Source organism: Micromonospora sp. NPDC005707 (assembly GCF_040631005.1).
Classification (GTDB): Bacteria; Actinomycetota; Actinomycetes; order Mycobacteriales; family Micromonosporaceae; genus Micromonospora.
Window position 1 is genome coordinate 138901 of record NZ_JBEXYR010000004.1, and the last position, 11102, is coordinate 150002.

An 11102-nucleotide genomic window follows, 5' to 3' on the forward strand; every position below is an offset into this window, starting at 1 on the left:
GGGATGGACGGGACGGACGCGCTCACCTGGGAAGAGTTCGGCGAGGATCACCTCGCGGAGCTGACCCGGCTGGCCGAGGCGTGCCTGGCCGTCGATGGTGGGCTGCCGCTGTTCGCCCGTACCCCGTTGTTGCGGGCGCGGCTGCTCCAGACGCGTACCCTCGGCGCCTGGCACGACGGCGGCCTGGTCGCGGCCGTGGGCATCGGCCTGGGCGGGCAGACGGCCACCAGCACCGGCCTGGTGCATCCCGATTGGCGGGGGCGGGGCTTCGGTGGGCGGCTGCTGAGCTGGGCCGGCGAGCAGGCGGGCGATGCCGACCTGCTGGTGACCACCGAGTCGTGGAGCCCGGGCGCGGACGCCCTGTTCACGGCGCGCGGCTTCGAGCGGACCTTCGCCGAGTGGGTGCAGCGGCACGACCTCGGCGCGCTCCCGGAGGTCGCCCGGCCCGTCGACGTGACCACCGAGCCGGTGACGCTCGGTCCCGAGCTGTTCGAGACCTACCGGGAGTCGTTCGCCGACCGGCCCGGCTTCGCCTCGCCCACGGCCGAGGAGTGGCTGGGTGAGCTGGGGGAGGACGACGAGTACCGGGCGGACCTGTCGCTCATCGCGCGTGCTCCCGACGGTGCCGCCGTCGGCTTCGTCAACGTCATCGACAACTGGATCGACCAGGTGGGCGTCGTCCCCGGGTGGCGGGGGCGGCGGGTCGGCGCGTATCTGGTGGCTCGTGCGCTGCGGGGTCTGGCGGCCGACGGGGCGCGGGAGGTGTGGCTCTGCGTCAACGACAACAACCCGGCGGCGGGGCTGTACGGGCGGCTCGGGTTCGCAGATGTTGGCCGGCGGGCTCGCTACCTGCGCCGCCGTTCGTAGCCCTGGGCGCGCTCGGCCCTGGTTGAGGCCGAGCGCGCTGGCAGTTCTTGTCTTCACCGGACGGGTGGTCCGGGGTGTCGGGCTTACTGGAAGAGCCGGCCGGGCCGGGTGGCCTTTGCCTTGGTGACCAGGGAGTCTCCCCGTCTACGGCGCACCTGGATGCTCTTTGTCGCCCTTTTGATCGGGGTGAGAATTCTGTCCTTCATCGCGTGCCTCTCTTCTCTCATGCGTCAGATCGGAGATGGCGCTTCCGCGGCATAGCGTCTACCCGCCCTGCCTCCAGTGCGCGTACCCGCTGGGTCAGTCACCATTCCGTGAGCGCTGGCCGCGGAGTCGGTCGTGCTCAGCGGCGGGTGAGCCAGGGTGGGCGTCGCGCGCAGGGTGAGGTGTGGTCGACCGGTAGGGCGCAGCGGCCGCCGATGGGGAGTGGGCGGTCGCAGAAAACCCAGTGGCGTAGGGACTGCTGGTCCTCGGGCGAGACGGTTACGCCGCCGGGCTCTACGCGGGCGCTGAGCTGGGCCAGCAGGCGGGCTGCCGTGCGGGCGAAGATCCGGGCACGGTGCAGGTCGGGGGCGGTGACCGGGAGGTGGATCACCCAGCGGTCGGTCATCGGTAGAGGCGGTTCGCGGATTGGGCGCTCTGCCAGGTGCGCAGGGCGTTCTTGATGCGGAGGTTCTCCTCCTGGACGGCTTGGAGGGCGGTCTGAGCGACGGTGAGTTCGTCGGCGACCTGGTGGAGGAAGGTGCGGATCTCGACAGAGTCAAGGCCGCGACGGCGGACGTTGAAGCAGCGTTCGCGGATCTGCCAGGGACGGAGTGGTTGTCTTCGGTTGGCTTGTGCCGGTGGTTGTCTGTCGTCGCGTCGGCCGGTCAGCCGGCGGATCAGGTTGCGCACGTAGGACCGCCCTTCGTCGGGTCGGGTCGAAGTGTGGTGGGGCGGCCTCCGCCAGGTTGCAGTCGGCGGGGGCCGCACTGCCCTGCGGCCTTGATTCGGGTACGGCGGCAGGGCCGCGCTGGGGAGCGCGGAGGTGTGAGGTCTCGGCGGCGATGCGAGACCGGTACGAGAGGCGCCAACCGACCGCAGCGGCACCGCATCACCGAGAGCGACGCTACCGATGCAACACCACTTACGTCAAGTACCTCTCCATGCTCTTATGTCGAACCTTCATCACCAGCAGCTATGTCACCACCACCACCTCTTCCAGTAGATGCATTGCCTACTTCGAAAGCCTCGACCGATACTGGGTGGGCCAACCGACTGCAAGGGGCCACATCGTGCCTATTCCGCCCACTATGGACGAACTGCTCGACGATCTGCGGAGGAAGATCAAGGACGGGACCTATCCTCCGGGTAGCCAGTTGCCCGCGGGCCGAGTGCTCGCCGACTCGTACGATGTCTCGCACTCGACCATTCAGCGGGCGATCGCCACCTTGCGGGAGCAGGGCGTGCTGGTGGGCCGCCCCGGGCGGGGCGTTTTCGTCGCGGAGCCCCGCCGGCGCTAACTAGTCCTAGAGGGGCGCCTGACAGGTGACCTGTCCCCCGTCGCCCGCCTGCCAAACCGTCGTCAAGAGACGTCACCGGCGGGTGCTGTAGTCGACAGTGCTCCGCCGGAACCCGGGCGAGCCGTTCCTCGCCCACTCTTTGGGCTCGGACGCTAAGTCGACCGCCGGTGAGTCGCCGCCTCATCCAGCGTGAAGTCAAGCCAGCCATCGCCCCCTCGTGCGGCACCTACCCTTGCAAGACACATCCAGCGTCATGGCAGACTGCATGTCACTCCTGCCGAGGACTCGTCCTGACAGAACTTCAGATCGGGGGGCTAGTGACGCACAGCGCCAGACCAGCAACGGCACGTCATGTCCGGCTGGAGATGACTGTGTGATGGGTGCCGCTCGGGCTGACGAGATCGTTCGTGACCTTTGGGGCCTCTGTTCAGTGTTGCGGGATGAAGGCGTCACGTACCACGAGTACCTCAGCGAGCTTTCGTACCCGCTATTCTTAAAGCTTGCCTCGACTCTCAGCATTGAGACGAAAATTCCTGCCGCATATCGTTGGCAGGTCCTTCGTGCCGCACCGGCAGGCGATGCCTTAGCGGCATACCGACGCGTCTTGGCAGGGCTAGCCGAAGCAGAAGACCCCTTTCTTCGTGCGGTTTTCAATGAGTCGGCTACCAGAATCCGGACCAAAGCTGGTCTTAGTCGGTTCCTTGCCGGTATCGATGCGATAAATTGGGGGGAAATCGCCGGCAGTACGCTAGGCGACGTCTATGAAGGATTGATCCAGAAGTCGGCGCAAGAGTCGCGCTATGGCGCTGGGCAGTATTTTACGCCACGGCCCCTAGTGGAAGCCATCGTGGCGGCGGTGCAGCCTACGTCGGCTGACACGGTTTATGACCCTGCTGCCGGTACGGCTGGATTCCTAATCGCGGCAGGTGCCGCTACCAGGTCTCGGCGTCATCCCTCTCTTCATGGGGTGGAATTAGCGACGGATGTTCACCGTCTTGCGCTGATGAATCTGATGCTACACGGAATGCGCGCCGACCTGTATCTCGGTGATGCCCTGACCTCCCGCTTTCCGCCGAAGTCGTGCACAGTCTGTCTGACCAACCCTCCTTTTGGTGTCAAGGGCAGCGTTACGCCCGAGGAAGCGGAGCACCTGGACTTTCCGACATCGAGTAAGCAGCTTGCCTTCTTGCAACACGTATACGCCCGCCTGGCCCCAGCAGGCCGCGCTGCCGTCGTCGTGCCCGACAACGTACTGTTCGAGGAGGGCGTGGCGAAGGCAATTCGGACGCATCTACTGGACACATTCAACCTTCACACCATCCTGCGCCTTCCTACCGGGATCTTCTATGCCACAGGAGTAAAGGCATCGGTCCTATTCTTCCAGCGACCTATGCCCTCACAGGCCCGGACACAACAGGTTTGGATTTACGACCTCAGGAATGGCGGAAAGAGCTTCACGCGTCGTAAGGTGCTTCAGCGTGAGGACTTCGAGGACTTCCTTGAAGCCTACGGTTCGGATCCAAACGGCAACTCGCCACGTCAGCCCAGCGCTCGCTTCTACTCCGTCGACCGAGAAGTGCTGCGATCGTCGGGGGACCGGCTAGACCTCGGGATCCGTGATGCAGGACCAAGCGAACGGGAACAAGAGGGCTCGCCACTAGCCGCGCTTCAGCTACTCAAGGCTGAGATCGACGCAGTCAATAACGCTGTCTCTGCATTGATCGACCTTGTCGCGATGCAGCCGGGCGACCCCCGCAAGTAGGTCCAGATGCCCATAGGAAAGAACTTGCCAGTCCTGCCGGACAGTTGGGTCTGGTGCCAGGTACAGGATGTAGGCGAAGCAATGCTGGGCCGGCAGCGTACGTCGAGGGCTCAAAGTGCAGAGACGATCTTTCCGTACCTTCGCGTGGCAAACGTGCAGGATGACGCAATCGACTTGTCCGAGTTGACCTACATGCACTTCACGGCCGAGGAGCGCGAACGTTATCGCTTGGAGCCGTATGACATCCTGCTCTGCGAGGGACAGAGTCCTGAACTGGTTGGGCGATCAGCGATGTATCGAGGCGAGCTGCCTGAACTGTTCTTTCAGAACCACCTGATCCGGTTCCGGTGCGGCCCGTATCTGGACCCAGAGTACGCCCTGCTGGTATTCCGGTCGTACATGCATGACGGGACCTTTCAATCGGTCGCGACAAGCACGACTAATCTGGCGAATCTCGGCCTGGGTCGCTTTAAAAAGGTCCCATTCCCGCTGCCTCCCTTGAAGGTCCAAGCCCACCTTGCCGAGATGGCTAGGGCAGCACAGCAGGAACTGGACTATCTTAGACAACGACTCTATAGCATCAGGGGCTACTTCGATTCGGCCGCATCGGTTATACGTGACTACGAGATGTTGTCGGGGCCCGTGGACCTGTCCGCTGCGGAGCTCCCGCAGATTCCTGGAGGCGGACGTTGGGTTAAGGCAGCCGAAACCGTTCCAACAGATGCGCCGATCGTATACGGGATCGTGCAGCCCGGCGTACCTCAGGAACCGGGAAACGGAATTCCTTACGTTCGAGGACAGGATATCCGTGATGGCGAGATCTTGATTGACGCGTTGCCCTGGACATCCCACGAAATCTCGGCCAAGTATTCGAGATCCACCGTCAACTCAGGGGATGTTCTCTTAAGCATTATCAGGTACATGCGAGCCGCCGTCGTCCCGAACGCTCTAGCGGGAGCAAACATCTCGCGTGGCGCGGCACGATTCAGGCCAGCGGACGACGTCGATGGGGCCTACCTAGCGCATTGGTTGGAGTCTAGGTCAGCACAACGTTGGCTTCAGGCTCGGCTACGGGGCACCGGAATGCCTGGCCTCAATCTTTCGGACCTGCGGCAACTTCCGGTTCCCGTCCCGCCGCTTGAGGTGCAGCGGCAGGTCGCCGAGCGCCTCGACGGTCAGACGGCCACGACGCGAGAAATTGCCCAACGCCTTGACGCGTGCGAACGGCTAGTCGCGGTGACGGAGCGATCTTTCCTACGCGCCCTCACTGGCGGGGACCCTATCTTCGTGTTGACTGATCGGATTTCGGACGCCGGGCCAGACGGAGCCGAAATCCTGACGCGTCTACGCGCCCTCATGGCGAATCCTGAGTCTCACGCAAGAGCTAGGGAGGCTGGTGTGGCAACGGTCGCGAATCGAAGATCAAGGAAAGGCCGGGAACCAAACCAGAGGCGGGCGGTGACAGAAGTCGTGCGAGACTCAACAACTCCCTTGCCTCCCGAGGAGGTGTTCCGTCGCACGGGGATTCCCGTCGAGTCGGTAGATGAGTTCTTTGCCGAGCTTAGGACTGCGGTACAGAGCCGGCTCATTATCGTTGACCGGCCCGACGACTCAAACGTCTTCATTCGGAGGGCGTCATAGTATGCGGGTCCTATCGCTCTCACTACCTGATTTTAAAAACCTAAGAGACTTTCGCGTCGATTTCGATTCGGCATCCCCGATATCTGTTCTTGTCGGCCGCAATGGCACTGGCAAGTCAAACGTGCTGGAAGCCCTTACGATCATCTTCCGCGATCTGGACCTGGGTGACGATCCGCAATTTCCTTATGCCTTATCTTACGAGTGTCGCGGCCGTCGCATTGACCTCGAGGCTAAGATAGAGGATGAGATCATACGAAGGACTTGCCGAGTAAATGGCAAGAGTGTGTCGCTTTCGAGCGTCGTTGGCCCTAAGGGGCGAAAGAACCGCCCTAGCTATGTATTCGGGTACTACTCCGGCCCGAGTAATAGGCTGGAAGAGCACTACGCGGCTCATCAAGAGCGGTTCTACAGGGACCTGGTTAGTGGCATTGAGCGTCCCCTTCGGCCGCTGTTCTACGCGCGTCCGGTGCACTCGAACTTTGTCCTATTGGCGTTCTTCCTGGACGACGACCCTGCTGTTCAAGAGCTATTGCGGGATCAGTTAGGCATAATGGAGCTTGATTCCGTGCTCTTCGTGATGCAGCAACCGCCATGGACAAGCAAGGGGGGAGACGCTCGGTTTTGGAACGCCAGAGGAACCGTACGAACCCTGTTAGACCAGCTATATCGGCGGGCCCTGGCTCCATTGCGGCTGGAGCGGCGGGTATCGGTGGGCTTGGGGCGTGCCGCTACCCGTACAGAGCAGCTGTTCTTATACTTGCCAGACGGCAACGCGGTTCGTCATCTAGCAGCGACCTATGCCTCGCATCAGGAGTTCTTCAAGGCGCTCGAGAGCACGTACATATCCGAGCTTATCAGCGACGTGCGCATTCGCGTTCGCGTTGGAGAGTCGGCCTCAATGTTGACGTTCCGAGAGCTCAGCGAAGGGGAGCAGCAGTTATTGCTGGTGCTGGGTCTGATGCGATTTACCCGTGAGGATGAATCGCTATTCCTGCTGGACGAGCCCGACACTCATCTCAACCCTGCCTGGAGCCTTCAATACAGAGATTTTCTTAGTGGGTTCGGCGCCCTTGACGAACGATCCCATGTTCTGATGGCGACGCATGATCCATTAGTTGTGGGCGGCTTGCTAAAGAACGAGGTCCGGATCTTGGAGAGGGATCCGAACGGTCGTAGTCGCGCGGTTGAACCTTGGGACAACCCGAGGGGGATGGGTGTCGGCTCCTTGCTGACGAGCGACGTCTACGGCCTTCGCTCGCAGCTTGATCTTCCGACTCTGCGCATCCTCGACGAGAAGCGCCGCCTCGCTGCTCGTTCCGACTTGTCTGATGAGGAACGCGACAGGCTTGATGCCCTCAACGAGCAACTGGAGGAACTGGGCCTACTGACAGAAGAGAGGGACCCTGAATACCAGGAATTCTTGCGCGCCAAGCTGTCTATAGAGGCGGAAGCGCTGCCCGAAGTGACACTTACGCGTGACGAGATCGCCGCACAACGAGAAGAGTCTGAACATATTCTCCGCGATATGCTCTGGGATAATTCGGAGCCGATTGAGGGTAGGCTGTTTTGATCTTCGTCGACTTGGACTCTTTCGTTGACAAGGTTCCGCCTGAGTGGAGCACGCGGGCCCGCTCGCTAAATAAGCAACTCCGAGACGCGCCTGACGCTGAGCGCCGAAAGAAGATAATAGCTGACAACGCGGACATGTGGCGCGAACTGAAGACCTTGATTTCGTCCATCAACTCGAACAAGTGTTGGTACTGCGAGAGCCGGGACATGCGTTCCGACAATGCCGTCGACCACTTTCGGCCCAAAGGCCGAGTGGCACGTGAACGCCATGAAGGTTACTGGTGGCTGGCCTTCGATCCGCGCAACTACCGATTCTCCTGCACGTTCTGTAACAGCCGAAGGGTAGATGAAGAGGGGGGCACATCAGGTGGGAAGCAGGATGCATTCCCGCTGGCAGATGGATCTAAGCGTGCTGTTGCGCCGGATGACACTCTCGAAGGCGAATTTCCTGTCCTGCTCGATCCCTGCTGCATGCCGGACACCGATCTTTTGTGGTTTGATGAGACGGGGCAAGTAGTCCCAAATCCTTCGACGGCAAGGGGTCCTTCGCAAGCTTTGCGCGTCAAGACCTCGATACAGCTCTATCACCTCGATCACGTCAAGCTTGTCGAGAGCCGCCGACGCGTCTATCTCCAGGTTTATCGGCTGATTCGTGCCGCAGATCGAACGTATCGCCGCTGGATGAGCGGCGACGAGGGAGCAAAAGACGTCTACCAGGATCTGCTAGTCCAGATACGCTCACAGGCCGTTCGTGAGGCTGAACACTCAGCAACAGCGCGGTGTGCGTTGCTGGGGTATCGAGTGAGCAGTGGCGCGGCCGATGCCGTGCTGCGGTTCCTATGAATGTTTCCAGGGCATGATTAGGCAACGTCCAGGAGCGGCCAGACGCCTCTGCGGTCGAAGGCAGAACATTCGCCTCAGACCGCCATGCTGAGCTGGCCCTAGTCCACGCTCGGCAGCTTCGGGCCGAGGACGTCGTCGGCGTCCACGATGGTGTAGGCGTACCCCTGCTCGGCGAGGAACCGCTGCCGGTGCGCCGCGTACTCCGTGTCGATCGTGTCCCGGGAGACGACCGTGTAGAAGTGCGCCTGCCGCCCATCAGCCTTCGGCCGCAGCACCCGCCCCAACCGCTGCGCCTCCTCCTGCCGAGACCCGAAGGTCCCCGACACCTGAATGGCGACGGCAGCTTCCGGCAGGTCAATGGAGAAGTTCCCGACCTTGGAGATGACCAACGTCTTCACCTCACCGGACCGGAAGGCGTCAAACAGCCGCTCCCGCTCCCGGTTAGTCGTCGACCCCTGCACGATCGGCGCGTCCAGATACTCCCCAAGCTGGTGCAGTTGGTCGATGTACCCGCCAATGACCAGCACCTGCTCATTCGGGTGCCGCTCCACCAGCGCCCGCACCACCGGCAGCTTCGTCCGCGCGGTGGCCGCCATCCGGTAGCGCTCCTCGGCCTCCGCCGTCGCGTACGCCATCCGCTCGGCGTCGGTCAGCGTGACCCGTACCTCGGTGCATTCGGCCGGGGCGATCCAGCCCTGCTGCTCGATGTCCTTCCACGGCGCGTCGTACCGCTTCGGGCCGATCAGGCTGAACACGTCGCCCTCGCGGCCGTCCTCGCGTACCAGAGTTGCCGTGAGGCCGAGCCGGCGGCGGGCCTGGAGGTCCGCGGTGAAGCGGAAGATCGGCGCGGGCAGCAGGTGCACCTCGTCGTAGACGACCAGGCCCCAGTCGCGGGCGCCGAACAGGTCGAGGTGGGTGAACGCGCCCTTCTTGCGGGAGGTGAGCACCTGGTACGTGGCGATGGTGACCGGGCGGATCTCCTTGCGCTCGCCCGAGTACTCGCCGATCTCGTCCTCGGTGAGCGACGTGCGGGCGATGAGCTCGCGCTTCCACTGCCGGCCGGCGACCGTGTTGGTCACCAGGATCAGCGTGGTCGCCTTGGCCTCGGCCATGGCCGCCGCCCCGACGAGCGTCTTGCCGGCGCCGCAGGGGAGCACCACCACGCCGGAGCCGCCGGCCCAGAACGCCTCGACGGCCTCCCGCTGGTAGGACCGCAGCGTCCACGGCTTGCCGCCGTCCTTGCCGGCCTCGGCCAGCTCGATGGGGTGCGCCTCGCCGTCCACGTAGCCGGCCAGGTCCTCGGCGGGCCACCCGAGCTTGAGCAGTGCCTGCTTGAGTCGGCCGCGCTCGGACGGGTGCACCTGGATGGTGTCGTCGTCGAGCTTCGGGCCGAGCATGCCGGCGAGCTTCTTGCTCTTGGCGACCTCGACGAGCACCACCCGGTCGAGGGCGCGGAGCACCAGGCCGTGCGCCGGGTCGTTGGCGAGCTGGAGCCGGCCGTAGCGGTCCATGGTCTCGGCCACGTCGACCAGCAGCGCGTGCGGCACCGGGTAGCGGGAGTACTTGATCAGCGTGTCCACCACGCCCTCGGCGTCGTGGCCGGCGGCCCGGGCGTTCCACAACCCCAGCGGGGTGAGCCGGTAGGTGTGCACGTGCTCGGGGGAGCGCTCCAGCTCGGCGAAGGGCGCGATGGCCATCCGGCACGCCTGGGCGTCGGGGTGGTCGATCTCCAGCAGCAGGGTCTTGTCCGACTGCACGATCAGTGGTCCACCGCTCACGCCAGTGTCCTCTCCCTATGCCGGAAAATTCTCGCCCGCACGGCGGCTGACCTGCCGAAGGCGGACCATCCAGTGTTGCACGCCCGAGGGTGTCCGGAAAAAGTCTCGCTGGACAGGCAACGTCACACTGCTCCCGTACGTCTAGCAAGCGGGACAACTGTCCAGGGGGAGGGCCCATGAAGCGTGTCCGTTTCGCCGCCCGGGCCGTCGGCCTGGCAGTGGTCGTGCTGGTCGGCGTCGGTGCGTGCGCGCTCGATCCGCAGGGCGACGGGTCCGGGGCCGCCGCCCCGCAGCCCGTCGGCGTGACGGAACGGGCATCGGGGGCGAGCGCGCCGCCCGCGCCGGAGCAGCCGGCCGCGTCCCCGTCGGCGCAGCCCAGCCGGACGGCCACGCCGACGCCCGGTCGCAGCACCACGCCGAAGCCGACCACGCCGAAGCCGTCCAAGTCCGCCGGCTGTCCGCAGGGGGAGCAGCAGCGGGCCGTGGAGACGTACCTGAGCCGGCTGGGCGGTTTCGGGACGTTGAGCGTGGACGGCAAGCAGTCGGCCGCCGACTGCACCGCGATCAAGAAGTTCCAGCGCCGGTACGGGATCAGCCCGGCCTCGGGTCGCGCCGGCCCCACCACGTACGACGTGGCGAAGCGGCTGGCCAGCACCGACACGGGGCGCTGCCGGGCCGGCTCCGGCCTCACCTTCTGCGTCGACCTGACCCGGCAGACCGTCTTCGCTATGCGCGGCGGCAAGGTCGTGATGGGCCCGACGGTGACCCGCACCGGCATGTCCGGCTACGCCACGCCGACCGGCACCTACCGGGTGGGTGGGAAGAACCTGCGCGAGTGGTCCAACCCGTACGAGGTGTGGCTGCCCTACTGGCAGCGGTTCAACGGCGGGATCGGCTTCCACGAGACGACGACGTACATCCACAACTCCTCGATCGGCTCGCACGGCTGCGTGAACCTGCTGCACCGCGACGCCGTCCGGCTCTGGGAGCTGGGTTCGGTCGGCACCCGCGTGGTCGTCTTCGGCCACCGGTCGGGCACCTGATACCCGTCCCCCCGTGACCCGCGCGCCCGGATCAGGGTTTTATCCCCTGTCCGGGTGACCCCCTCCGGTGCCACTCTGGAGGTCGGGTCCACCACGG

10 protein-coding genes are annotated in these 11102 nt (G+C 64.1%); 7 read left to right on the top strand and 3 right to left on the bottom strand.

Annotated elements, in window-relative coordinates:
• Positions 1 to 3 precede the first annotated feature (3 nt).
• Positions 4 to 867, top strand: a complete 864-nt coding sequence (locus ABZ452_RS08440; RefSeq protein ID WP_357940328.1) for a GNAT family N-acetyltransferase — start codon at positions 4 to 6, stop codon at positions 865 to 867.
• 343 nt (positions 868 to 1210) lie between these two features.
• On the opposite strand, the gene ABZ452_RS08445 is transcribed toward ABZ452_RS08440, so the two are convergent.
• Both ABZ452_RS08445 and ABZ452_RS08450 read right to left on the bottom strand, forming a co-directional pair.
• A complete protein-coding gene (locus ABZ452_RS08445; protein WP_357940330.1) occupies positions 1211 to 1477 on the bottom strand; it encodes a hypothetical protein in 267 nt (88 codons plus the stop codon).
• Positions 1474 to 1740 (bottom strand): hypothetical protein, encoded by a 267-nt coding sequence (locus tag ABZ452_RS08450; protein WP_357941047.1) that lies wholly within the window; start codon positions 1738 to 1740, stop codon positions 1474 to 1476. Before ABZ452_RS08450 ends, ABZ452_RS08445 begins: the two co-directional genes overlap by 4 nt.
• Positions 1741 to 2159: 419 nt before the next feature.
• On the opposite strand from ABZ452_RS08450, the gene ABZ452_RS08455 reads away from it, so the two are divergent.
• The 5 genes from ABZ452_RS08455 to ABZ452_RS08475 all read left to right on the top strand — a co-directional run bounded on the left by ABZ452_RS08455 (position 2160) and on the right by ABZ452_RS08475 (position 8184).
• The gene (locus tag ABZ452_RS08455) at positions 2160 to 2369 is read left to right on the top strand and encodes a winged helix-turn-helix domain-containing protein (protein WP_357940332.1); all 210 of its coding nucleotides are present in this window, start codon (positions 2160 to 2162) and stop codon (positions 2367 to 2369) included.
• Positions 2370 to 2745: 376 nt separating this feature from the next.
• Positions 2746 to 4131: an N-6 DNA methylase gene (locus tag ABZ452_RS08460; RefSeq protein ID WP_357940334.1), complete on the top strand. Its 1386-nt coding sequence runs from the start codon at positions 2746 to 2748 to the stop codon at positions 4129 to 4131.
• A 6-nt stretch (positions 4132 to 4137) separates the two neighbouring features.
• Entirely contained in the window at positions 4138 to 5772 is a 1635-nt protein-coding gene (locus ABZ452_RS08465; protein ID WP_357940336.1) for a restriction endonuclease subunit S, read from the top strand.
• A 1-nt stretch (position 5773) separates the two neighbouring features.
• Positions 5774 to 7342, top strand: a complete 1569-nt coding sequence (locus ABZ452_RS08470; RefSeq protein ID WP_357940338.1) for an AAA family ATPase — start codon at positions 5774 to 5776, stop codon at positions 7340 to 7342.
• Positions 7343 to 7476: 134 nt separating this feature from the next.
• Entirely contained in the window at positions 7477 to 8184 is a 708-nt protein-coding gene (locus tag ABZ452_RS08475) for a hypothetical protein (protein WP_357940340.1), read from the top strand.
• 98 nt (positions 8185 to 8282) lie between these two features.
• On the opposite strand, the gene ABZ452_RS08480 is transcribed toward ABZ452_RS08475, so the two are convergent.
• Positions 8283 to 9962, bottom strand: a complete 1680-nt coding sequence (locus tag ABZ452_RS08480) for a DNA repair helicase XPB (RefSeq protein WP_357940342.1) — start codon at positions 9960 to 9962, stop codon at positions 8283 to 8285.
• Between the two features lie 176 nt (positions 9963 to 10138).
• Here ABZ452_RS08480 and ABZ452_RS08485 point away from each other — a divergent pair, with 176 nt between their 5' ends.
• Complete coding sequence (locus ABZ452_RS08485; RefSeq protein ID WP_357940344.1) at positions 10139 to 11005, top strand: L,D-transpeptidase family protein; 867 nt, start codon at positions 10139 to 10141, stop codon at positions 11003 to 11005.
• Positions 11006 to 11102 lie beyond the last annotated feature (97 nt).

Excerpts from the sequence above, each read along its gene's own strand:
- ABZ452_RS08460 (WP_357940334.1), top strand. The coding sequence starts at position 2,746 with ATGGGTGCCGCTCGGGCTGACGAGATCGTTCGTGACCTTTGGGGCCTC.
- ABZ452_RS08465 (WP_357940336.1), top strand. The coding sequence starts at position 4,138 with ATGCCCATAGGAAAGAACTTGCCAGTCCTGCCGGACAGTTGGGTCTGG.
- ABZ452_RS08470 (WP_357940338.1), top strand. The coding sequence starts at position 5,774 with ATGCGGGTCCTATCGCTCTCACTACCTGATTTTAAAAACCTAAGAGAC.
- ABZ452_RS08440 (WP_357940328.1), top strand. The coding sequence starts at position 4 with ATGGACGGGACGGACGCGCTCACCTGGGAAGAGTTCGGCGAGGATCAC.
- ABZ452_RS08455 (WP_357940332.1), top strand. The coding sequence starts at position 2,160 with ATGGACGAACTGCTCGACGATCTGCGGAGGAAGATCAAGGACGGGACC.
- ABZ452_RS08445 (WP_357940330.1), bottom strand. The coding sequence starts at position 1,477 with ATGACCGACCGCTGGGTGATCCACCTCCCGGTCACCGCCCCCGACCTG.
- ABZ452_RS08485 (WP_357940344.1), top strand. The coding sequence starts at position 10,139 with ATGAAGCGTGTCCGTTTCGCCGCCCGGGCCGTCGGCCTGGCAGTGGTC.
- ABZ452_RS08475 (WP_357940340.1), top strand. The coding sequence starts at position 7,477 with ATGTGGCGCGAACTGAAGACCTTGATTTCGTCCATCAACTCGAACAAG.